Source organism: Geobacter sp. DSM 9736 (genome assembly GCF_900187405.1).
Taxonomy (GTDB): domain Bacteria; phylum Desulfobacterota; class Desulfuromonadia; order Geobacterales; family Geobacteraceae; genus DSM-9736.
The window spans coordinates 3,434,625-3,458,434 of sequence record NZ_LT896716.1; the positions used below are offsets into that span (position 1 = coordinate 3,434,625).

Sequence of the window (23,810 nt, forward strand, 5' to 3'; positions counted from 1 at the left end):
ATCCTTGTCGTGAGAGAGCGCCCGGCTGTGACGGGCGCTCAGGGCGAGTGATCAGAATCGGCGGCTGTAAGCCATCTCTTCCAGTCTCCGGATTCGTTCTTCCATCGGCGGGTGGGTTGAGAAGAGGGAGAGGATCCCGCCGCCGGTGAGTGGATTTACTATGAACATATGAGCCGTTGCCGGACTGGCTTCCATCGGAATCTGCTGGTTTGCCATCTGGAGTTTGCGCAGTGCACTGGCCAGATGCAACGGATCTCCCGACACTGCCGCCCCACCCCTATCTGCTTCATACTCGCGGGAGCGCGATATCGCCATCTGGATCAGCATTGCGGCTATCGGTGCTACTATCGCCATGACGAGCATCCCGAAGAGACCGCCGCCTTCCTCGTCGCGGTCCCGGTGGCCTCCGAACATGGCTGCCCATTGTGCCATATTGGCAAGATAGGTGATAGCGCCGGCAACTGTTGCTGCGATCGAAGATATGAGTATGTCGCGGTGTTTCACGTGGGAGAGTTCGTGAGCCATCACTCCAAGGAGTTCCTCACGGGTCAGAATGCGCATTATGCCTGTTGTAGCGGCAACGGCGGCATTTTGCGGATTTCTCCCGGTGGCGAAGGCATTGGGAGTCTCCGAGGGGATAATGTAGACCTTCGGCATTGGAATACCGGCCTGGATGGACAGCTGGCGCACAAGGCCGTAGAATCCCGGTTGTTCGGCCTCGGTTACCTGCTTGGCCCCGTACATCGCCAGGACGATGCGGTCGGAAAACCAGTAAGAAACGAAATTCATAACGGCTGCCATCACCAGAGCGAACGTCATTCCCGATTTGCCGCCTATGGCGCCGCCTGCCAATACCAGGAGCACTGTCAGCAGGGCTAGAAGAAGTGTGGTCTTGAGTGCGTTCATTGCGGCCTCTCCTAAAGATAATTCTAGGATTCATTGCCAGTATAATCATTGGCTGCTCAAACTTCAAGAACTCGGCTGTTGCTTGACATCGGGCGCAGTGGAGCTAGTCTTATTAAAAAAACAGGTCCTGTGCGCAGGGGCGGTCTGCAAGCAAAGGAGGGAATCATGGGTGCCATATCTTGGGAAAACGAGCTGAAGAAAGCTCTGGGCCGGGGGCAGGCGGAGCACAGGGCAATCCTGCTGGACTTCTTCAATCCCGGCTGAATAGGCTGCAAACAAATGGATGCAGTTACGTATCCAGATCAGCAGGTAATAGATTTTATCAAGGACAACCTCGTTCCTCTCCGCGTGCCTTCCGATTTCGAACCGCTGTCGACGGACTTCAGGATCACGTGGACCCCGACCCTCGTGATGCTCGACTTTTACGGCCGCGAGCATCACCGTACTGTCGGCTTCCTCTCCCCCGGGGAATTATTGCCATCGCTCATGCTCGGCATGGCGAAGATCGATTTCGACAGCAACGAGTTCAATGATGCAATTCTTCACCTCAACACGCTGCTTGAACATTACCCCCACAGCGCTGCCGCACCGGAGGCAGTATATCTGCGGGGGGTTAGCCGCTACAAGGGAAGTCATAACGCTTCTGCCCTGAAGGAAGCCTTCGAAAAGCTCAAATCCGAACATCCAGCCAGCGAGTGGACCAAGAGAGCGGAGCCGTACTCGCTGTTGTAGTAAACAACCCCCGTTTTATTTTGTTGATTGTAGTATATCTACTGCGATAAAAGGGTCTTCGGACCCTTTTTTCATTTCTGCCGTTGGTAAGGGAGGACTGTTGGATAACCTGCTGTGGGCACTTCTGTTGCTAGCCCTGGTATCGCTTTCCATCGGAGCCGCAGGTCATGCGCTGCTTTACAAGCGTGATCCCCGTTCGGCCATGGGATGGATAGGCGTATGCATAACCCTTCCCCTTTTCGGTCCGTTTTTCTACTGGGTCATGGGAGTAAACAGAATAACCCGCAAGGCCCGGCAGTGGCTGGAAAGCGGGCGACGTCTAACCGGCTGCGAGGCGTTCGCTTCCAGGGAACCGGAAGAGGCAGGCTCTCTTCCTGCGGGAGCCGGTCATTTGGAGGAATTGCGGGCTCTCGCTGATCGTGTCGTTACCTGCCGGCTTACCGGCGGCAGTCACATCACCCCCCTCCATAATGGTGAAGGCGCATATCCTTTGATGGTAGCCGCAATTGATGCTGCCCGGCATTCGGTTCATCTCAGCACCTATATCTTTGACGGGGATGCGACGGGGAGCAAATTCATTGATGCCTTGCGGCGGGCGGCGGAGCGGGGGGTCGAGGTCCGGGTCATAGTGGACAGCCTCGGCGAAAAATATTCGCGGCCCACGGCACGCAAGCTTCTGAAGGGGACTAAGGTAAAGGTGGGACGATTCCTGCCGCTACGTCACGGTGGCTACCTCAACCTCCGAAACCACCGCAAGATCCTGGTCGTCGATGGAAACCACGCCTTTACCGGGGGCATGAATATCGGGGACCGGCATGTGGTGGTCCGGCCCGTCCCGCCCCCTACGGTGGTGGACCTCCACTTTCTGGTAGAGGGGCCGGTGGTGGCCGACTTGCAGCGGGTTTTTCTGGAGGACTGGTATTTCGTGGCAGGGGAGATTCTCGATCACCCGAGTTATTTTCCCGAGCTGGCGCCGGCTGGGGGGGGGCTTGCACGGGTCATCAGCGACGGCCCCGACAAGGAGTTCCGGAAGCTTCACTGGATCTTGATGGGCGCACTTGCCTGCGCCACACGTTCGGTCCGGATAATGACCCCGTACTTCATTCCTGACCGGTCAATCATATCGGCGCTTATAACGTGCGCCATGCGCGGCGTCGATGTTACGCTCGTGCTGCCTGCGGAAAACAACCTGCCCTTTGTTCACTGGGCCACCCGCTCCTATCTCTGGGAGCTCCTTCAGCTTGGCATCAGGGTTTTCTACCAGCCCCCGCCTTTCGTTCATACCAAGCTCTTCGTGGTGGACGGGCTGTGGAGCCTGATAGGCTCGGCAAACCTGGATCCGCGCAGCCTGCGCCTCAATTTTGAGCTCAATCTGGAAGTGTATGACCGGGAACTTGGAAAGCGGCTGTCTGCCCACTTCGAGGACGTTCTATCCGTCTCGCAAGAAGTTACGCTGGAAGAGATGGATGCCAGGCCACTCCCTGAAAAGATCCGGGACTGCACGGCTAAGCTGTTCTCTCCTTATCTGTAACCCGCTACATTTATTCCCGATCAATCAATGTCGTTGACGCTCGTGCCTCGCAGGAAATCTGCCCATGTCAGTTTGAGGTGAAGGGCAGCTTTCGGGGTGCTACGCCTCTGTATGCGGCAGCCGGCTCTTAAGTCTCTCAAGAGCGGTCAAGACATCTTTTTGGCAATGGGCCTCGATGGTGAAGGCGGCGGTGGGGGCGTGGCGATCCATCAGTGAAAAGAAGAGATCGAAGTCGATGATGCCGTCTCCGATGGGGAGGTGGTCGTCTTTTTTTCCGAAGTTGTCATGTACGTGAGTTTCGGCGATGAAGGCTCCAAGTTCCCCGAACCACTCCTCCAGGCTGGTGGTTCCGAAGAGGTTCCAGTGGCCTACATCGAAGCAGTGGCGGAGCCTTGGGGAATCGACGGCTTCCAGCAGAGAACGTAAAGTGGAGGGGTCCTCCTCGAAGATATTCTCGACGGCTATCGTGCAGTCGATGGATTCCGCGCGTTCGATTACCATCTGCCAGCTGTCGATGCTGTGCTTGAGCCACTTCTCCTGGCTGTCGCCGTATCGCCATCGGTCGTATCCCGGGTGAAATACCATTACCTCGGGTTTGAGGATGTCAGCCGCATCCAGCACCTGTTTGAAGCGGTGCCTTGTCGCTTCTCTCACCAACGTCTCCACCGAGCCGGGATTAAGATCTATGAATGGGGCATGGATTGTCGTCCTGATACCGTTGGCGCTCAGAACTCCTGCTACGGCCGTCAGCTGTTCCGGTAGAAGATTGTCCAGCGACTCTCCAGTGAAATGAATCTCAGGGTTGATGCGCCGGCTCAGGATGAGGTCCAGATTCTGTTCGAGGAGATGGTATGGAACATGTGCGAAAACCCGCATGGCGATTTCTCTTTCTCGGCCGTCTTGAGGCCGAAGGATTTATCCCGTTTCAGTGCGTGCGCCGATCACTTTCTTGAAGCGTTCCCCTTCCGCGGAGGCGCATAGATTACTATCGGTGTCGGCAAAGATCAAGAACAATCCCTCATGAAAGGTTCCCGACAGGAACGGCTTGACTTGGTTTTGTATACTGTATACAATTGGCTCCAACTTGCCGGGGGTAATCGATATGAGAAAGAATGTCGAAAAACATCTGACCCTGAGGGAAAAAATTCTTGAGACCATTCGGGATGCTATCATTTCCGGCGCCCTGAAGCCCGGTGAGAAAGTAGCCGAACCTGAACTGGCTGAAAGATTTGGTATCAGCAGGACCCCGATACGGGAAGCGTTTCGCCAGCTTGAGTCGGAAGGGTACCTTACGGTTATCCCTCGCAAGGGAGCGGTGGTTGTTTCCTTTTCTCAGAAAGATGTGGAAGAGTTCTACGCCATTAAAAGCATCCTTGAGGGCTACGCAGCCAGACGGGCCTGTGAAAATCTCTCCGAGAAGGAGATAGACAAGCTCCAGACGATCAATGAAAAGCTGCGAACACTTTCGGATAATGGCGACATAAAGCACTTCTTCAAGGTGCACAACGACTTTCACGATCTTTTCATCAAGGCGGCGGACAATGACAAGCTCTACGAGCTGATTACCAACCTGGTCGGCAAGTTCCAGCGCCTGAGAATCGCATCCCTCAGCCTCCCCGGCAGGATGAAGGTTTCAGTGGAGGAGCATGAAAAGATCATTGATGCATTCCGGAAACGTAACGCTGCACTCTCGGAAAAGCTCGTACGAAAAAATGCCGAATATGGCGGCAGGGTCTTGATGCAGGGGAGCAGAGGGAGCGTGACCCTGAAGCCCGAGGAGTTATCCGCAGCGCGGCACCTGGACCTCTGAAAATAATGTCTCTTCTGCAGTCCATCCCGAAGGTTGACCGGGTTCTCGTTACTGAGCCGGTTCAAGAGCTTCTTCAATTTCATTCCCGCCCCTTTGTGCTTGCTGCTGTCCGCTCTGCTCTCGATGAATTGCGACAGCGGATCCGAAGCGGCGAGCCATTCCCTCCCGGCTCCCTTGAGCAAACAGTTGCTGCGCGCGCTGCCATGATCTGCAGCGATCTTTCATCCCCCAACCTGAAGCGGGTCGTCAACGGCACCGGAATAGTCATCCATACAAATCTCGGGAGGTCGCTTCTGGCGGAGGCGGCCAGGCAGGGGCTGGCTGATGCGGCATTCCGGTACACGAACCTGGAGCTCGACCTGGCAACAGGGGAGCGAGGGAGCCGCTATTCCCATGTGGAGCAGCTCCTGTGCGAGCTAACTGGTGCGGAGGCGGCCCTCGTCGTCAACAATAACGCCGCCGCAGTGCTGCTGGCGCTTGCATCCCTCGCCGCAGGGCGAGAGGTGGTAGTGTCCCGGGGCGAACTTGTAGAGATCGGCGGCTCCTTCAGAATACCCGAGGTGATGGCTCAGAGCGGTGCAGTGCTGAGGGAGGTCGGAACGACAAACCGGACTCACAGGCGGGATTACCAGAACGCAATTGCTTCCGAAACCGCCCTGTTTCTCAAGGTGCATACGTCGAATTATGCAGTAGTAGGATTCACTGCCACTGTCGAGGCTGACGACCTGGTGGATCTAGGGCGCCGGCATGGGGTTCCGGTGATGGCTGATCTCGGAAGCGGAAGCCTCGTCAACCTGTCTTCCCTCCTCGGTTGTGATGAGCCGACCGTGGGGGAGTTGGTCCGGCAGGGTGTCGATGTTGTGACCTTCAGCGGGGACAAGCTTCTCGGTGGGCCTCAGGCCGGCATCATCGTCGGAAGCAGGGAGCGCCTGGATCTGATGAAGCGCCACCCGCTGCTGCGGGCGCTGCGCATCGACAAACTCACCCTTGCCGCCCTCGAAGCAACTCTTCGCCTCTACCGCGATCAGCGGCAGGCCCTGGCTGAAATCCCCACATTGAGACTTCTTGCAACTCCCTCAGCAGTGTTGGCCGAACGCGGAAAGCGTGTTGTGCGTCGGTTGCGTCGCCAGGTTTCGCGTGAGGTGGTTCTTACCCTAGAGGAGGGGGTGTCGCAGGTAGGTGGGGGAGCACTTCCGTTGCTGGAACTGCCAACCACCCTGCTGGCGGTGGAAGCTTCCCCCCTCTCGGCGCGGGAAGTCGAGGCTTTCCTCCGGGGGGCTAGGGTTCCCATAATAGGCCGCATCCAGCGGGGTAAGTTCCTCCTGGATCTTCGCACAATACTCGATGACGATGTGGCACCCCTCATGACCGGCCTTTCTGCACTTGCCGTTCGGGCATCCTCTTCGGCTACGTGATATCCGTCACGTCCCTTTCCTTCAAAACAGCTTTTTAACTTTTTTTCAGGAACTCCTTTTTTTCATTGACCCGGTGTGGAACCGGCAATTATTATCTGACGATTCATTTCAGGGCAGACCTGGCGGGTTTTTGCGCGCGGGCTGGCACTGTTTCAGGGGGCTGTGCACAATGAAAGTCATTGCAGTCGTCCCGGCAGCCGGCATGGGGAAACGTATGGGCGCCGGATTCAATAAGCAGTATCTGCAGCTGTCGGGAAAGCCGATCCTGGCTCACACACTGACAGCCATGCAAAACGCCCGTATTATAGATACAATATACCTCGTTATTCCAGCGGAAGAGATTTCCTATTGCCGGGAGCAGGTGGTGGAACGGTATGCCCTCGACAAGGTACGGGAGATAGTCCCGGGGGGGGCGGAGCGGCAGCATTCGGTTCTGAACGGACTTCGGGCAATTTCGGGTGCTGCCGATGACGATGTGATACTCATTCATGACGGGGTTCGGCCCTTTGTGCCGCTCCGCGTGATCGAGGAGGCGGTTTCGGTTGCTGCTAAGCATGACGGTGCACTCGTCGCGGTTCCGGCAAAGGACACCATCAAGGTAGTCGTGAAGGGGGTTGTGCGTGAGACCCCGCCGCGGGAAACACTCTGGCTCGCTCAGACCCCCCAGGCATTCCGGTACCGAATAATACGGGCAGCCCACGAAACGGCGGCCGCCGAAGGATTTCTCGGGACCGACGACGCTTCCCTTGTCGAGCGGGCAGGCGGGGCTGTCCACGTGGTTCTGGGTGACTATCGAAACATCAAGATCACTACTCCGGAGGACATGCGTCTGGCCGAGGCCTTTCTCGATGAACTTCGGGTGCAACATGAATGCGCAGGGGGAGCTGGCATATGCGAATAGGTCACGGCTACGACGTTCACCGCCTGGTGGAGGGTCGAAAGCTGATCCTCGGTGGGGTAGACATACCGCATGAAACTGGACTGCTGGGGCATTCCGATGCTGATGTGCTGTTGCATGCCATTGCCGACGCCATTCTGGGAGCAATAGGAGAGGGAGACATAGGAAAGCATTTCCCCGATACCGATCCTGCGTATAAGGGGGCTGACAGCCTGAAGCTTCTTTCCCACGTCATGGGGCTCGCCCGGGAGCGCGGGTACAGCGTGGGAAATGTTGATGCGACTATAGTGGCCCAACGCCCGAAGCTGGCGCCCCACATTCCTGCCATGCGCCAGAATATCGCCACCGCCCTGGATACCACTGAAACCAGGATCAATGTAAAGGCCACAACCACCGAGGAGCTTGGCTTCGCCGGGCGCAAGGAAGGAATAGCTTCTTACGCCGTTGCCCTCATGGAAGAGCGGCACGAGCTCCATGACAGCCGCGGGAGCCGGTGAGCCCTTGGCCGCAGCTGCCGTGGCGAATTCCACTACTGCCGGAGGCACCGACACAATGAACAGTCCCACTGAGACCGATAAAGGCACCAGCACCGGTTTTCTTCGCAACATCATCGAAGAAGATCTGCGTGCAGGAAAACATGCATCCGTAGTTACGCGTTTTCCGCCGGAGCCCAACGGATATCTCCATATCGGACATGCCAAATCAATCTGCATCAATTTCGGTCTTGCCCGCGATTTCGGCGGACGTTGTCACCTGCGCTTCGACGATACCAATCCGGTCAAGGAAGAGGAAGAGTACGCTGAATCCATAAAGGAGAGCGTACACTGGCTCGGGTTCGACTGGGGTGAGCACCTCTACTATGCTTCGGATTACTTCGAGCAGCTCTACCGCTGGGCAGAACAGCTCATTACCCAGGGGGACGCCTATGTAGACGATCTCTCTGCGGAGGAGATCAGGGAGTACCGCGGCACCCTCACGGAGCCGGGGCGGGAAAGTCCTCATCGCAACCGTTCCGCTGAGGAAAATCTTTCGCTGTTCCGCAGGATGCGCAGCGGCGAGTTCAAGGACGGATCCCGGGTCCTTCGCGCAAGAATCGACATGGCATCTCCGAATCTGAATATGCGCGATCCGGTGATGTATCGCATTCTGCATGCCCCACATCCTCACACTGGGGACGCCTGGTGCATCTATCCCATGTATGACTTCGCCCACGGTCAGTCCGATTCCATAGAAGGAATAACACACTCGATCTGTACGCTGGAGTTCGAAGATCACCGTCCACTTTACGAGTGGTTCCTCGACAGGCTCGGCATCTACCATCCCCGACAGTACGAATTTGCACGCCTCAATCTCACCTATACCGTGATGAGCAAGAGAAAGCTTCTGCAGCTTGTTCAGGACGGGGATGTCCGGGGGTGGGACGATCCCCGCATGCCGACCCTCGTGGGGTTTCGGCGGCGGGGTTATACGCCGCAGTCCATCCGTAACTTCTGCGAGCGTATAGGGGTTGGAAAGAGCGACAGCTGGATCGATATGAGCATTCTCGAGGAGAGCGTCCGGGAGGACCTGAATGTACGTGCTCCGCGGGCAATGGCGGTCCTGCGCCCTGTGAGGCTTGTGATCGAGAACTATCCCGAGGACCGTAACGAGGAGTTCCTGGTGGCCAACCACCCGCAAGACCCCGAGATGGGGACGCGACAGATCCCGTTCTGCCGCGAGCTCTACATAGAGCGGGACGACTTCATGGAGGAGCCGCCTAAGGGCTTCCACCGTCTGGCTCCAGGCAGGGAGGTACGGCTGCGTTACGCCTACATCGTAACGTGCACTGGTGTGGTGAAGGATGCAGCAGGGAACGTGACGGAAATCAGGTGCACGTACGATCCCGACACCAACACGGGCGGTCCTGCAGCGGGACGGAAGGTAAAGGGGATAATCCACTGGGTTTCCGCGCGTCACGGATTCAATGCAGAGATCCGTCTTTACGACCGCCTGATCAGCGTTCCGAATCCTTCCGGGGATGATTGGAAGCGGCAGCTCAACCCGGAGTCGATGGAAATACTTTCCGACAGCGTTCTTGAACCTGCACTTCGGAGCGCAGAGCCGGAGGCCGTATTCCAGTTCGAGCGGCAGGGATACTTTTGCGCCGACAGACGTGATTCAGCCCCGGGAATGCCCGTTTTCAACAGGACCGTCACGCTGCGCGACTCCTGGAAAAAGGCTGAGGAGGCGAAGTAGCGCTATAAAACGATGCCGCTGCACATTCTCCTCATAAGCACCGACCAGGCATTTACCCATTCGATCACCGATCTGCTTGCAGATGACGGACATACAGTCGTCTCATTGCCCCCGGCCGGCCGGCACTTTAAGATCGATACTCCCGCCCCTGATGTGATCGTCTGCGATCTTCCGGGAGACGGGGGACAGGTAATCGAAACGGTTACTCGCCTGCAAAAGGGGAGAGAGACGCGACATGTGCCTATCATAGCGGTTTCTTCTTTTCCCGAGTACGAGTTTGAGCTGCACCAGACTTTCGACTTTCTCACCAAACCGGTAGATTTTCTAAGGCTGCGGGGGGATCTTGCCACGATCGAACGTGGCGCGCGGCAGATGGCGCCGCAGGTGGAGGAGGATTTTTCGGACGAGGCATTCCGGCTTTTCGTCGATTACCTCGTCACACACAGTGGTCTCAGGTTCGAACGACGCAACGCCAGGTTCCTGGCGCGGGGCATCATTGCCCGCATGAACGTTCTACAATCCGGTTCCTACCGGGACTATTACAACTACCTGAGCAGGTACGGAGAGACGCGTCAGGAACTGCAGAAGCTCCTCCAACTCCTGACGGTCGGAGAGACTTATTTCTTCCGGTACCGGGCACATTTCGAGGTGCTCGGCCGCCTCCTGAAAAAGGAGTTCGTAGGGGCTCCGGAGAAGAAGTTGCGGATATGGTCGGCGGGATGTTCCACCGGGGAAGAACCCTACTCCATCGCTATGACCATTATGGATCTGTTCCCGGACTGGCGATCCCGGGACATCGAAATACTTGCCACGGATATCAACAGGCGGGCACTGAAAAAGGCTGCGGAAGGTATATACCGTCCCTGGGCTATGCGTGCCACGGACCAACGTCATCAGAAGAGGTATTTCGATCAGCAGGACGACCATTACCGGATAAAGGATGATGTAAAGAGGCTTGTCCGGCTTTTTCCCCTTAACCTTCAGACAGGTCCTTACCCTTCGAAGAATGAAGGGCTTGCTGAGGTGGACATCATCTTTTGCAGGAATGTCCTTATCTATTTCGATCTGGAGTCGATGAGAAGGGTGGTCGAAAACTTCGCGGAGACCCTGCATCCGGGTGGATATCTGTTCCTCGGGCATGCGGAGACCCTTGCCTTTCTTTCTTCCCGTTTCGAACGCCACTCTTCGGGAGGAGGCTTCTACTATCGGAAGCGGGGAATGCCTCAGGCTGCTGAGGTAAAGGAGCGGCGGCCGGTCAGGGAACGACGGTCCATTTCTCCCGTGCCCCTTCTGCCCCTTCAACGCTCCACAGTAATCCAAAGGGAAGTGCCTCCGGCTTTGCTACAGCCCGCTGAGCCCGACTTGGAGGCCCTTTACACACAGGCGCGCCGGCTTTTCGATGAGGAAAATTTTACTGCTGCGGGGCTTCTGGTAGAGCGCATCCTCGAAAAGGCGCCGCGCGAACCGCGGGCGTTAGTATTGCGCGGTTTTGTCCTCGCCAACAGGGGGCAGACCGAAGAATCTCTGGAAGTCTGCCGGAAAGTACAGGCACTCGATGATCTTCTCCCGGACGGGTATCTCCTCCGGGGCCTCCTTTTCGAGATGCTTGACAAGCCGGAGGAGGCGATGGCCGAGTATAGGAAGGCGATCCTGCTCGCCGGAGATTTCATGATGCCGCATTACTGCCTCGGGCGGCTCCTGCTGCGCCTCGGCCGGAAAAAGGACGGCATGCGCGAACTTCGCAACTGCTGTACCATCCTGGAACGGAGTGCCGATGACGGGGCCGTGCCGTACGCCGGGGGGGCGAGCCGCGGCGTCCTTCTCGCAAAGCTGAGGCAGGAACTGGCGGTGGAGGAGCGATAGGCGCTTCAGTCTGATCCTTGTCTGGAAAAAGTCGGAATACCGAGGTGTGCATGAGCGAAGGCGAAAAGACCGGTTACGACATCAACACTGTCCTGTGCGAGATGAGGGAGAAATACTGGGAGGCTTTGAGCGAGGTCGAAGAGGCTCCGGAAGAGCATCTTGAATGCGTGACCTTCGAGCTCGGCGGGGAGAGTTATGCGTTCGAGACGCCCCATGCCGCAGAAGTCATTCGTATTCCGCGGCTAGTGAAGGTCCCCCGGGTTCAGGAGCAGATCACAGGTGTATTCAACCTTCGAGGTGAAATAACCGCAGCCATAGATATTCGGCCAATGCTGGGACTGCCGCAGCTTCCTCTCGGGAAACGGGGCCGAATCATAATCGTGAAGGGGGAGATGTTCAACACGGGCCTCATCGTCGAAGCGGTGAGAGACGTAATGCCTCTTCCCCTTGCTGCGCTGGAGCCTGTGGTGCAGTCCCTTTCAGAGGGACAGCGCGAATTCATCCGCGGCCAGTTCAATATGGAGGGCGTCAGGGTGATGCTGCTCGATGTCAGAAAGCTGCTGGCTTCGCCGCAGATAATGGTTACAGGGGAGTAGCCCAGGCCGACATTATGGAGGGAGAGCCATGTTCAACAAGCTGTCGATAAAGATCGCCGCCATCCTCATTCTCGTGATGGTCGTCATCATGTCCATCTTCACCGTCTATTTCGTCCGATCGAGAACGGCGGTAATGGAGGAGGAACTCCTTTCGAAGGGGCGGATCGAGGCCATGGCCGGAGCCAAGATGATGGAGCGGATCCTGGAGGACGCCGTTACCGACGGCACCCTGACCATGGATGACGTTTTTGATGAGAAATACCAGCCGATTCCGAATACGGACCCAGCGAAATATCATACGAAGTACGACCGTTTTCTCGACAGCAAGATTCAGGAACTCGAGGACGAGTTCCTGAAGGATGACCAGGTTGTTTTTGCCGTACTCGTTGATCGCAACGGGTACCTCCCGACCCACAACTCCATATATTCCAAGCCTCTCACTGGAGACCTGGAGAAGGATCGGATGGGTAACCGCACAAAGCGGCTTTTCAACGACGAAGTTGGACTGAAGGCGGCCAAGAACCAGCAGGATTTGCTGAAGCAGGTATACAGGCGCGACACGGGGGAGCTGATGTGGGACATATCGGCTCCGGTCTTTGTGCATGGTAAGCACTGGGGGGGCTTCCGCATCGGTTTTTCTATGGAGAAGACCGAGAAGAAGATTGCCGCACTAAGAACTGAAATTCTCGTTTCGATGCTGATCCTGCTCCTAATTTCCAGCGCCACCATCGTACTCGTGGTCACCTTCTCCGTGCGTCCGCTACTGCGGCTTACGGAAACGGCCAGACGGATCGCGGAGGGGAACCTGGATGAGGAAATTCCGGTGGAGACCAATGATGAAATAGGAACCCTTGCCGAAGCTTTCAACAAGATGACCACTGTCATCGTGAAAAATCTTAGGGGGGAGATCGTCAAAAGCAATCATATGATAGCTTCGATAAAGGAGGCGATCATACAGCTGTCGAGCTCGACCAACGAAATGATGGCGATCTCGGCCCAGCAGTCTTCGGGCGCCACCCAGCAGGCTACTGCTGTCCAGGAGGTCACCACCACTTCGGAGGAAATCGCTATCACCGCGAAGCAGATCACCGACAATGCTAAATCGGTGGAGTCTCTGGCGGAGGCGACCAGCAAGAGCTGCACCGACGGCACAAGCGATGTCGCCAATGCCATAGGTGGAATGCAGAGGCTCCGGACAGAAGTTGAGGGCATTGCCGCAAGCATGCTTCAACTAGCGGACAACAGCCAGAAAATAGGCGGAATAGTCGAGATCATCGACGAAATAAGCGACCAGACGAACCTTCTTGCTCTGAATGCCGCCATAGAGGCTGCTGGAGCCGGCGAAGCGGGAAAACGTTTCGCCATCGTGGCCCAGGAGGTGAAACGGCTCGCGGAGCGGACGGTTGATGCCACCCAACAGATAAAGGGACTTATCGAGGAAATCCAGAAAGCTACCAACCGGACGATCATGGTGACGGAGGAGGGGACAAAAGGAGTCGATCATGCCAGCAGCCTTGTAGATGAGGTGCAGCAGTCCTTCTCCAAGATTATCGGAATGGTGGATGAAACTGCCAGGGCGGCAAAAGAGATTACCCTCTCGACCCAGCAGCAGACTTCGGCGTGTGAGCAGATGGCAGAAACCATGGGGGATGTGCGGGATGTGGCGCAGCAGGTTGCAACCAGCGCCCGTGAAACCGAGCGGACCATAGGCGAGATAATGGAGCAGATCGAGAAGCTGAAGGAACTGAGCGACGAGAAGGTATAACAATCGTGGATCCCAAATATCTCGACATCTTTCTCAAGGAGGCTGAGGAGCATCTTTCGATGCTTCAGAAGGGGCTTCTCGTCCTGGAGAAAGAGCCGGAGAACGTCGACCTGATTCACGGTCTGTTGCGCAACGCCCATACCCTCAAAGGTTCTGCCAGGATGATGGGCCTTGACAGCATCAGTGCAGTCGCCCATCGCATGGAAGACCTGCTAAAGGAAGTGGAGGAGGGGGAGCGCAGCGTCGATTCCTCGGTTGTCGATCTACTCCTTCGGGGAACCGACGCCGTCACACACCTTACCCGAGGGCTGGCAGCCGGCGAGTACCCGGAGATCGACGTCGATGAGGTATTTGCCTCTTCCCGAGCGGGTGGGATATCTCTCCAGGATATCCCACGGCAGGAAGGGCTTGCCGAAGCGGACACTGTCCGTGCCAGAGTCAAGACCCTCGACAGCCTCGTCAATCTTGTAGGTGAAATGATCATCAACCGGACGCGCTTCGATGAGAAACTCGCTCGTCTGCGTGCCCTTTGCCGGTCCAACAATGAAACCCTTCCCACAGCCGCCCTAGCCGAATTCACCCGCGATCTTGAGATGGATGTTCTCTACCACTCCTACCTGCTGCAGGAACTCCACGGCGAAGCTATGGCACTACGGATGCTGCCGCTGCGAACCGTCACTGACGTGCTGGAGCGGCTGGTGCGCGACCAGGCGAAGGCACAGGGGAAGGAAATCCTCTTCGAGATCGTCGGGGACGACATCGAACTCGACAGGGTTATGCTCGATATCCTCAAGCCGGTATTCATCCACGTGATCTCAAATGCCGTTGATCACGGAATCGAGACCCCCGACGAGCGGATAGCTTCCGGGAAACGACCCCAGGGGACGGTTCGGCTAACGGCGCGGCATGAGGGTAACAGAGTCCGCATCGATATTTTCGACGACGGACGAGGCATCAACCTTCATCGGGTAAGGCAGGTGGCGATCAGGAAGGGGGTACTAGCTAAGGAAGAAGCGGACCAGCTCGGGGACGAGGAGGCTCTCGATCTTATTCTCAGGCCTGGCTTCTCAACCAGTGAACTGGTAACCGACGTGTCCGGGCGGGGGATGGGGATGGATGTAGCCCGGAGAAACATAGACAGTGTAAAGGGAACCCTGTCGCTGACGAGCGAACCAGGATGCCAGACTCTGGTCACGCTGCATCTTCCACTCACTCTCTCGGTCCTGGATGCCCTCGTCGTTTCCAGCGGTGACGAGCGCTACGCAATTCCCTTGAACCATGTTCAGGAGACGATCCGGGTAAGGGATGAAGATATCGACACTGTAGGTACGAAGGAGGTTGTGACGGTGCGAGGGAAGACGGTCCCGCTGGTTTCTCTCGCGACACTTCTCGGGCTCGGAGAAAGAAAGACCCTTCTCTCTGCCGGAAGGCTTCCGGTGGTTGTCCTGAAACAGCGGGATCAGCTTCTGGCGTGTTCCATCGACGAGACATGGGGAAGCTCGGAGGTCGTAGTCAAAAGCCTCGGAAAACAGCTCAGGGTGGTGGAGTGCGTTTCGGGGGCGACCATTCTTGGTGACGGGAATCCCGCACTCATTCTCAACGTCTCCGACCTTTTTGCACGAGCCGAGGGGGCTGCTGCCACATCGTTTCGCCGCGAGTTCGAGGAGCGGGCTGCCGAGCAGCACAGGGGAAGCATACTTGTGGTTGATGATTCCATCACCACACGGACCATGGAGCGGAGCATCCTGGTTGCAAACGGCTATAGTGTGGAGGTAGCGGTATCTGGTGAGGATGCTTTGGGGAAGGTGGGTGGCACGACGTTCGATCTGGTAGTCACCGATATAGAGATGCCCGGTATTGACGGTTTCGAGCTGACCAAGCGCCTGCGAATGATGAATGCTTACGCCCAGGTTCCCGTGATCGTCGTTTCGTCTCGAAGCAGGGACGAAGATAAGCGCCGCGCTCTCGAAGCGGGTGCCCAGGCCTACATCGTCAAAGGGACATTCGATCAGGGAGTTCTTCTCGATACGGTAGAGGCGCTCATCGGCTGAAAATACAGTTACTGATTCTCCTTTCGCGAACGTAATGATATGATCCGAAGGATCATGGGGGCAATCCCATGGCCAACGCTACGGCGGAGATATGAATGATCAAAGTACTACTGGCAGATGATTCGAACCTGGCCAGAACGATTCTGAGGGATATTTTCCATCGTACCTCAGACATAGCAGTGGTGGGAGAGGCCGCCGATGGCCGGGAAGCGGTAGACAAGAGCCGCCTCCTGAAGCCGGACCTGGTGATCATGGATATCCTGATGCCGGTAATGGACGGGATGGCAGCCATCGAAGAGATAATGGCTACTTCTCCGGTTCCGATTCTGGTCCTGTCATCAACTATGGAGGACCGCGAGGTTCACAGTGCATTTGCGGCCATAAAGAAGGGAGCCCTGGATGTCATGGGGAAGCCCGGAGGGGCCGATTTTATCCTGACCGAAGATTTCCAGGCGCGCCTGGTTGAGAAGGTCAGGCTTCTTGCACGTATCCGTGTTATCCATCACCTCAACCGTGCCTTTGTAGAACCGGTCCCGGCTCCCGTCCCTCCGCAGGATGCAGCCCCTACGATCCTCGCTGTGGGAGCTTCAACGGGGGGACCTCGGGCGGTGCTGAGTATCCTGAAGGCCCTTCCTGCAGATTTCCCGGGAGCTGTGTATATTGTCCAGCACATAGCGCAGGGATTCGCCCGAGGATTCGCCAAATGGCTCGATACGGAGAGCAGCATCAGCGTCCGGTTGGCTGAAGACGGCGAAGGGGTGAGCCCTGGTGAAGCGGTGGTGGCGCCCAACGACTGTCACATGATAATGGAGAATGGGCACATCAAGCTTATCGACGCTCCCCCTGTCAACTGCTGCCGGCCGTCGATAGACGTGCTCTTTAACGCTCTTGCAGAGGACCAGGGGGCGCGGGTTTTGGGAGTTCTGCTCACCGGCATGGGGAAGGACGGTGCTCTCGGATTGCGTCGAATACGGGAGTGCGGTGGGGCAACCCTGGTTCAGGATGAGGAAACCTCAGTGGTCTTCGGTATGCCCAGGGCGGCCATAAGTCTCAACGCTGCGGGGCAGGTACTTCCGCTTTCCGGGATACCGCACGCGATTCTGCGGCTTTTCGGTAAGAACGACCAGTTCAGGATGCAGTGACGGAAGTGACGATACATGGGGGAGGAAGGATAAGGGAATGACGAAACGAAAAATTCTCGTCGTAGATGACAGTGAGCTGGTTACCGCAATGGCGCGCGATGCTCTGGAAGGTGCCGGATTCGAGGTGTTTACGGCGAATAACGGCATAGAGGCTAACAGCTACATTTTCTCGCGGAACAAGCCGGACCTGATAATCCTCGACGTTATGCTGCCGATGCTTGACGGCGACAAAAAAGCGAAGCTTTTGCGGGAGAAGGAATACAGCAGGGGGATTCCTATTCTTCTTCTATCTTCCAAGTCGGAGGAGGAATTGCAACGGCTGACGGCCGAAGCAGGGGCGGACGGATATATCCGGAAGCCATTCACCCCCGAAAGTTTCGTTGCGTCAGTTTCGGCTTTCACCGATCGAACTGCGTAAGTAACTCCCTTACCAGTACAACTACCGAGAGGAACTCATGGCACTTCGCGTTTATAATACCTTTTCCGGCAGCAAGGAGGAGTTTGTTCCCCTAACCCCGGGGAAGGTCAAAATGTATGTCTGCGGCGTGACGGTCTATGACCATTGCCACATCGGTCATGCCCGTGCAAACGTCGTGTTTGATGTGGTCTACCGGTACCTGCGCCACCTCGGTTTCGAGGTAACGTACGTCCGCAACTATACCGATATCGACGACAAGATCATCAATCGGGCCAACAAGGAAGGTGTGCCTTACAATGCCGTCTCCGAACGGTTTATCGCAGAATTCGACCGGGATATGGCGCAGCTTGGACTTGCTCTTCCGACGCACCAGCCGAAGGCTACGGAGCATGTAGAGGAAATCATCGCGCTTGTGCAGAGGCTGGTCGAAAAGGGGGTTGCCTATCAGGCTGGAGGGGATGTCTACTTCTGCGTGGAAAAGTTCGACTCCTATCTCAAACTGTCGAAACGGAACCTGGAGGAGATGCAGGCAGGCGCGCGGATCGAAGTAGATGAACGGAAACAGCACCCAATGGATTTTGCGCTATGGAAAGAGGCCAAGCCCGGCGAGCCCTTCTGGGAGTCCCCGTGGGGGAAGGGAAGGCCCGGCTGGCACATCGAGTGTTCGGCGATGAGCATGAAATTTCTAGGAGAAACATTCGATATACATGGCGGAGGGAAAGACCTCATCTTCCCTCATCATGAGAACGAGATCGCCCAGTCTGAAGCGGCTACAGGCCGCAGATTCGTGAAGTACTGGCTTCATAACGGGTTCGTAAATATCAACGCCGAGAAGATGAGCAAGTCCCTGGGCAATTTTTTCACGATAAAGGAAGTGCTCGACCGGTACGATTCCGAAGTCCTCCGCTTCTTTCTCCTGTCAGCCCACTATCGTTCTCCCCTCGATTTTTCGGATCAGAATCTCACCGAAGCGGAGACGGGGCTTGAGCGTATATATAAAGCGCTGACGGGAATAGAGGAGTACCTTTCTGTTGAGGAGGCCGGGCGAGCGGATGGAGCCTCGGCGTCTGTCGGCCTGCAGGAGTTGGCCGAGAAGGTGGATGCCCTTCCCGAGAGGTTCAGCGAGGCGATGGATGACGATTTCAATACTGCGCAGGCTTTTGGGCACATTTTCGATCTTGTGCGTGCTGTAAATAAAGTTCTGGTGGAAAAAGATAGCGGTGATGCTGCTGCGGCTCCTGTCTTGATAAAGGCAAGGGAGAGCATACGAGAGGCGGGTAATGTCCTGGGGGTCTTTATTTCAGAGCCCGCCGCCTATCTGGAACGAATCAGGCAGAGAAAGGCTGCGGCTCTTGAAATTGCTCCTGAGGAAATCGAACGTCTCATCGAGGAGCGGTCGGCTGCCCGGAAAAACAGGGACTTCAAGCGTGGCGACGAGATACGTGACCTTCTCCTCGCACGCAACATTGTCCTTCTGGATGGGCCGCAGGGGACGACCTGGAAAGTCAAATAGTAAGGAAAAATCTGCTGAAAAAGAAGGGGGAGGGCTGCATGCCCTTCCCCTTCTTTTTCAGGCCGCTTTTTCCAGAGCGGGCTGGAGCCGGTTTTTCACGATCTCCATCGCTTCCCTCATAATGTCGGACACGGTCTTGTGGGTTTCATCCATGATTTTTTCGAGAACTTCCCGTTCTTCATCGCTGATTCGCATTGAAATTACATTATATCTCGGATTTTCTCTCATTCTTCCCATTGCGTATCCTCCTTTATGTATGCAGTCCGTTTGTTTTTCTTGAATACATTCCATAGTGCGAGGAGTGTGCCAACGTGTCCAAGTTCTTCTTCTTGCCCTAAGTCATTGTTTTTGCAAATTTTTAAAAATATTATAGAAGTCTAACATTGTGTTTGATTTTTAAAGTGTGCCACTGCTGGCACGGTGTGTCAAAAAGTAACACATCGTGCCTCCTGGCGGTCTCAATCAGATGATTTATGCGACGGCCAAACTTGCAGCTCTGTAAAATGGATGGGTATATGATTGGGGGGTGTATGGTGCTGTGCGATAATAAACTAATTATTTCCGGTAGTTTCGGTCTTGGGGGTGCGCTGGCCCTTGAGGCCGTGCTTGTCTAGAAGGCGGTAAAATGTGCGGCGCGGGATGTTGGCGAGTTGTGCCGCTTTTGACACATTGCCTCCTGACTCGGCCAAGTAGCGTTGAATAAGCTTCTTCTCGACCCGCATGACATGGGGTTCACGCTCATGTTTAAAGGAAACGAGGTCCGGGACGTCGGTGGCTCCATCGGCGTAGTTTTCCGCAAAGATGAGGGGGAGGTTGCCGAGCTTTACCACCCGGTCATGGGTGAGAACGGCTGCGCGCTCTATAACATTCTGCATTTCTCTTATGTTTCCAGGCCATGTGTATTGCATCATCGCCTTGATCGCCCGCTCTTCAATCCCCACAATGTTCTTGTTGAGCTTGTTTCGCGCCTTTTCGAGGAAAAAGTGAGCAAGCGTAGGCACCGACTCTAGTCTGCTTCGCAGGGGGGGCATCGTAATGGTGAAGACATTCAGGCGATAGTAGAGATCTTCTCGGAACCACCCATCCCTGATCCCTTCCTCCAGGTTTTTGTTTGTGGCGGCAATGAGTCGGACGTCCACTTTCTTGGTGGTCGTGCCCCCAACAGGCCTGACTTCGCCGGTATCGAGGACTCGCAGCAGCTCAGCCTGAAGTTTAGGTGTAATGTCTCCTATTTCATCAAGAAAAATCGTTCCTCCGTCTGCTGCTTCGAAAAGACCCTTCTTGTCGGCGATTGCGCCGGTGAAGGCGCCCCTCTTGTGCCCGAAAAGCTCGCTTTCAAGCAATGAATCGGTAATGGTGGTACAGTTTACGGTGACCAGTGGCTTGTCGTTCCTCATGCTGTGCCGGTGAATGGCGCGGGCTGTAAGTTCCTTGCCGGTGCCGGATTCGCCGCGAATGAGGACTGTGGTCGGCGTGGGGCCTACCTGTTTAATGAGGTCGAGGACCTCCAGGGTCTTGCGGTCTTTGCCCACAATGAACTCGTCTCCGTACTCCCGCTCCAGCTCGCGGCGTGCGAGTTCGTACTTCTGGATGAGTCGCCCCCGGTCCTCTTCCAGTTTATGAAGGTTGAACGGCAGGCACATCTCCAGGTCTGCCAGGCCCTGAAATACGGCTACGGCATGTTCCCGGCAGGTCCGGTAGCCGCATGCCCTGCAGTTGAGCTCATCCTTTTGCGCAAATTTGTTGGTTGACTGTAGGATTGATTTTATGTCACCCGCGCGTGGCGTCGGCAGCTTAACGTACTTGTTGGAAAACTCCCTGGTGAGAGAGCAGCCGGTTTCGGCGGTAAGATGATGGGGAGCCGTCTCGTACGGGACGTTGCGTTTGAAGTGTGTTATGACCAGGTTGCGCTTGTAGAAGCGGGTGACTTCCTTGTTGCGTCCAGGTCCGCCGATGCACCCGTCGTAGCAAAACCGGATATCCGCAATGCGAGGGTTCATTCGGCCGGAAGCGAGATCTCGGATGATCCCCATTACATGAACCTCTCCTTCGGCGGTAACAATTTCGCAATCGAGGGGGTCTGTGGCAAGGGAGAAGGCTTTGAAAGCGCCCTCGGAAAGAGGAAAGAGGCGACCCAGGTGGGGGCGGATGCCATCGAAAGGCTCTTCTTTCAGAGCCGGAACATTGATTCCGCGGCTTTTAAACAATCCCTCCAGTTCCTTGTAGGTAAGGACGGTATCAATGACTCCTTCGGTCTCTGCGGCCTGGGCCTCGAATTTGGCGGCAATGCAGGAGCTGAGGTAAATGACTTTCGAGTGTGGCAGGATAGACTTCAGGTGGCGTCCCATGGCAACCATGGGGGAGATGACGTTGACCAGGTTTTTTATCAGCTTGGGGTAGTGCCGCTCAATAAGATCCACGACAGCGGGGCAGTGCGAGGATATGAGCGGAGATGTAGCCTGCTCCATTGCGGTTGCATATCCGCTGGCGATGAGCTCTGCGCCGTACGATCCCTCATGCACCTCAGCGAAGCCGAGGCGTTTCAGGCCGGCCACCAGTTGTCCGGGCGAAACGTAGTGAAAGAATGCAGGGAAGGAACATCCGAGAACGGCGATAACCGGGCTGTCAGAGCCTAGAAGTTCTTCGGTGGCGCCCACCTTGTCTGCGACCATTTTCGCTTTTTGGGGACAGTTGCTGAGGCAGTTGCCGCATCCGATGCACCGGTCGAACATGATCGACGCATAATTACGATCAACCTTTATGGCTTTTACGGGGCAGCTTCTAACGCAGGAGTAGCATTTACGGCACTTTTCGGTGAGTGTGACAATCGGTTCCACGGCTTGGGCCTTCTTGGTCGGATTTGACTCCAGCCCCTGTATATACTAGTTCCATAAATTGTGCAATGGGTGGCACACTCCAGCAGTATGTGGCACACTCCACTTTTAGGCAAAAAAACACCCTAGCGACTAGGAGGGCAGTCAGCTAGGGCTGAATGAGAGCCTTGCGGCTCTCGCAACCGCAGTAATCTTTAATTTCAGTATAGCCTTCTCATGCCGTAACGCAAGTAAAAATTGGGGAGATGTCAGCACACTCACTGCAGTAAATAAGGTTTGTTTAATTGGCCTGGGTGGACAATTGCCACTCGCATCTCCCTGTGCTATAAGACCTACAGACAACTGGACAGGAGGAGGCATGGATCTCACATCTGAAGAACAAACATTGTTGAGCCATTTTCGGAGACTTGCACCCGAGTCGCGTAGAGAGCTGCTTGACTTGGCTTCTGTTATGGCATCCAGGGAACCGGAGGCATTGCTTGCAGAACGGCAGGATATGCAGTGCGTTCTTGAGCGCCGTGTCAAGGATCGACTAGAAACAGCCTCTGAGCCTATTTTTACGGAATGAAGATGGATATCGCGCGCGTCTTCTTCTATTTCAGGTTGCGTCCCTTAGGCTGGTTCGCCATTCTTCTCTTTGTAGCGTTCGCAGGAGATTCCGCCTGTACATTGCGTTCAGCTCATGCCGCAGCAACCGTTCTGGCTGCTCCGCTGACTGCTCCTCCCCTGGGAGAGCGCTGGTTCGGCATCAGCATGAACGGCGAAAAGACCGGCTTTGCCTATTTGAATGTAACCACGCATCCTCAGGGGTATGAAATCGTCTCGGAGGGAAGCGTAAGGATGACGGTCCTAGGCTTTTCGCGGGAGGCTTCGGGACGGGAGCGGTATATCGTCGGCAAGGACCTCTCGCTTCGCTCGTTTGCGTTGGAGCAGACCATAGACGGCACCACTATGAGGCTTCGTGGGGAAGCCGTTCCGAAAGGGATCAATGTAGTTGTCGAAACCAAGGGGAATAGAAAAGAGCGGCTTCTGAGGGCAGAAGGAGCAGTATTTCCGCCTCCTGCCGTCAATATCTATCCTCTCCTGAGCGGCGCTATAAAGGACAAGACCTATCAGTTGCAGATCCTGGATGTGGAGGCAGTTAAGATCAAGAAGGTCAAGGTGACTGTGTTAGGAGCAGAAGGTGGAGGGGGAGGGATGCAGCAGACAGTTCATATGCAGAACGACCTCTACCCCGTGAGCAATGACGTCTGGGTGGACATGGCTGGCAATACGGTCAGGGAATCTGTGCGCGACGGGTTGATCGAGACGCGGGCCGAGCCTCGGCAACTCGCCATGAACTTCCTTGTCGAAGCTGCAATGTCCAAAAAGGATTTCGTCCTCGACTTCAGCAGGATTCCTGTAACGCCTCCCATTTCACGGCCTCAGGATCTCGTTATGCTGAAGGTTGAGCTGGGGGAGGTTCCGGAAGGGGTTTCTGTTCCGGCAGGTGGGACGCAGCGAGTTGAGAGGCCCGGCGGGGGGAAAGTAATCCTGACGATGCCTGGAGCAGGGCAGGGAGGTGCCGCGCTACCCGAGGCCGAGCAGGAGAAGTATCTTTCTGCCACCGAGCGCATACTTCCAGACAATGGTAACATCGCCGCACTGAAAGATCGCATTTTGACGGGTGAAACGGGTCCTGAGGCGGGAATCGACATCCTTGCCAAATGGGTTGCAACCAACATCAAGGAGGCTGTGCTGGACAGCGTTTCCCCCCTGGAGACTCTTGAAAGGGGAGAGGGCAATTGCCAGGCGCATGCACGGCTTTATGCTTCGCTGGCGAGGGCTGCAGGGATACCGACAAAGTTCGTTTCGGGACTCGTCTATCTCCCGGACCAGGGATTTCTCTATCACAGCTGGGCGGAGAGTTATGCGGGGGGATGGATTCCTGTAGATCCAACCTTCGGGCAGGTGCCGGCGGATGTTACCCACATAAAGCTTGCAGAAGGGGATTCACCCGGTGAGATGGCTCCGCTGGTTGCACTTATCGGCAGAATTTCGGCACGTGTCGTAGACAAGCGTTATCACGAGCCTGTGCGGCCGGAGTAGCAGAGGGCGGTGC

General features: G+C 56.0%; 20 protein-coding genes. 16 read left to right on the forward strand and 4 right to left on the reverse strand.

Going from position 1 to position 23,810, the window contains the following annotated elements; translation table 11 throughout:
* Positions 1-51: 51 nt before the first annotated feature.
* On the reverse strand, positions 52-906 hold the full coding sequence (htpX, locus tag CFB04_RS15475) for a zinc metalloprotease HtpX (RefSeq protein ID WP_088536226.1): 855 nt from the start codon (positions 904-906) through the stop codon (positions 52-54).
* Positions 907-1,185: 279 nt separating this feature from the next.
* On the opposite strand from htpX, the gene CFB04_RS15480 reads away from it, so the two are divergent.
* Entirely contained in the window at positions 1,186-1,638 is a 453-nt protein-coding gene (locus CFB04_RS15480) for a hypothetical protein (RefSeq protein ID WP_172825513.1), read from the forward strand.
* 97 nt (positions 1,639-1,735) lie between these two features.
* The gene (cls, locus tag CFB04_RS15485) at positions 1,736-3,169 is read left to right on the forward strand and encodes a cardiolipin synthase (protein ID WP_231934492.1); all 1,434 of its coding nucleotides are present in this window, start codon (positions 1,736-1,738) and stop codon (positions 3,167-3,169) included.
* A 99-nt stretch (positions 3,170-3,268) separates the two neighbouring features.
* Here cls and CFB04_RS15490 read toward each other — a convergent pair whose 3' ends face one another.
* On the reverse strand, positions 3,269-4,051 hold the full coding sequence (locus CFB04_RS15490; RefSeq protein WP_088536229.1) for a sugar phosphate isomerase/epimerase: 783 nt from the start codon (positions 4,049-4,051) through the stop codon (positions 3,269-3,271).
* A gap of 220 nt (positions 4,052-4,271) precedes the next feature.
* Here CFB04_RS15490 and CFB04_RS15495 point away from each other — a divergent pair, with 220 nt between their 5' ends.
* From CFB04_RS15495 to cysS, 12 genes are all read left to right on the forward strand, one after another.
* Positions 4,272-4,979: a GntR family transcriptional regulator gene (locus CFB04_RS15495; protein ID WP_088536230.1), complete on the forward strand. Its 708-nt coding sequence runs from the start codon at positions 4,272-4,274 to the stop codon at positions 4,977-4,979.
* 5 nt (positions 4,980-4,984) lie between these two features.
* Positions 4,985-6,394 carry an L-seryl-tRNA(Sec) selenium transferase gene (gene selA, locus CFB04_RS15500; RefSeq protein WP_088536231.1) on the forward strand — a complete coding sequence of 470 codons (1,410 nt, stop codon included), beginning with the start codon at positions 4,985-4,987 and terminating at the stop codon, positions 6,392-6,394.
* Positions 6,395-6,563: 169 nt separating this feature from the next.
* Positions 6,564-7,295, forward strand: a complete 732-nt coding sequence (ispD, locus tag CFB04_RS15505) for a 2-C-methyl-D-erythritol 4-phosphate cytidylyltransferase (protein ID WP_088536232.1) — start codon at positions 6,564-6,566, stop codon at positions 7,293-7,295.
* The gene (gene ispF / locus CFB04_RS15510; protein WP_088536233.1) at positions 7,286-7,789 is read left to right on the forward strand and encodes a 2-C-methyl-D-erythritol 2,4-cyclodiphosphate synthase; all 504 of its coding nucleotides are present in this window, start codon (positions 7,286-7,288) and stop codon (positions 7,787-7,789) included. The genes ispD and ispF overlap by 10 nt, the downstream gene beginning before the upstream one ends.
* A 55-nt stretch (positions 7,790-7,844) precedes the next feature.
* Positions 7,845-9,527: a glutamine--tRNA ligase/YqeY domain fusion protein gene (locus tag CFB04_RS15515; protein ID WP_088536875.1), complete on the forward strand. Its 1,683-nt coding sequence runs from the start codon at positions 7,845-7,847 to the stop codon at positions 9,525-9,527.
* A 12-nt stretch (positions 9,528-9,539) separates the two neighbouring features.
* Complete coding sequence (locus CFB04_RS15520; RefSeq protein ID WP_088536234.1) at positions 9,540-11,390, forward strand: CheR family methyltransferase; 1,851 nt, start codon at positions 9,540-9,542, stop codon at positions 11,388-11,390.
* A 50-nt stretch (positions 11,391-11,440) separates the two neighbouring features.
* A complete protein-coding gene (locus CFB04_RS15525) occupies positions 11,441-11,986 on the forward strand; it encodes a chemotaxis protein CheW (RefSeq protein WP_088536235.1) in 546 nt (181 codons plus the stop codon).
* A 28-nt stretch (positions 11,987-12,014) separates the two neighbouring features.
* Entirely contained in the window at positions 12,015-13,751 is a 1,737-nt protein-coding gene (locus CFB04_RS15530; protein WP_088536236.1) for a methyl-accepting chemotaxis protein, read from the forward strand.
* 5 nt (positions 13,752-13,756) lie between these two features.
* Positions 13,757-15,802: a hybrid sensor histidine kinase/response regulator gene (locus CFB04_RS15535; RefSeq protein WP_088536237.1), complete on the forward strand. Its 2,046-nt coding sequence runs from the start codon at positions 13,757-13,759 to the stop codon at positions 15,800-15,802.
* Between the two features lie 95 nt (positions 15,803-15,897).
* Complete coding sequence (cheB, locus tag CFB04_RS15540) at positions 15,898-16,944, forward strand: chemotaxis-specific protein-glutamate methyltransferase CheB (RefSeq protein ID WP_088536238.1); 1,047 nt, start codon at positions 15,898-15,900, stop codon at positions 16,942-16,944.
* A gap of 37 nt (positions 16,945-16,981) precedes the next feature.
* Complete coding sequence (locus CFB04_RS15545) at positions 16,982-17,362, forward strand: PleD family two-component system response regulator (RefSeq protein WP_088536239.1); 381 nt, start codon at positions 16,982-16,984, stop codon at positions 17,360-17,362.
* 37 nt (positions 17,363-17,399) lie between these two features.
* Complete coding sequence (cysS, locus tag CFB04_RS15550; RefSeq protein WP_088536240.1) at positions 17,400-18,875, forward strand: cysteine--tRNA ligase; 1,476 nt, start codon at positions 17,400-17,402, stop codon at positions 18,873-18,875.
* 57 nt (positions 18,876-18,932) lie between these two features.
* On the opposite strand, the gene CFB04_RS15555 is transcribed toward cysS, so the two are convergent.
* Positions 18,933-19,112 (reverse strand): ribbon-helix-helix protein, CopG family, encoded by a 180-nt coding sequence (locus CFB04_RS15555; protein WP_088536241.1) that lies wholly within the window; start codon positions 19,110-19,112, stop codon positions 18,933-18,935.
* A 314-nt stretch (positions 19,113-19,426) separates the two neighbouring features.
* Positions 19,427-21,712 carry a sigma 54-interacting transcriptional regulator gene (locus CFB04_RS15560; protein ID WP_088536242.1) on the reverse strand — a complete coding sequence of 762 codons (2,286 nt, stop codon included), beginning with the start codon at positions 21,710-21,712 and terminating at the stop codon, positions 19,427-19,429.
* A gap of 355 nt (positions 21,713-22,067) precedes the next feature.
* Here CFB04_RS15560 and CFB04_RS15565 point away from each other — a divergent pair, with 355 nt between their 5' ends.
* Both CFB04_RS15565 and CFB04_RS15570 read left to right on the forward strand, forming a co-directional pair.
* On the forward strand, positions 22,068-22,277 hold the full coding sequence (locus CFB04_RS15565; RefSeq protein ID WP_088536243.1) for a hypothetical protein: 210 nt from the start codon (positions 22,068-22,070) through the stop codon (positions 22,275-22,277).
* A 2-nt stretch (positions 22,278-22,279) separates the two neighbouring features.
* Positions 22,280-23,797, forward strand: coding sequence for a transglutaminase-like domain-containing protein (locus CFB04_RS15570; RefSeq protein ID WP_157698813.1), 1,518 nt, complete (start codon positions 22,280-22,282; stop codon positions 23,795-23,797).
* Positions 23,798-23,810: the final 13 nt, after the last annotated feature.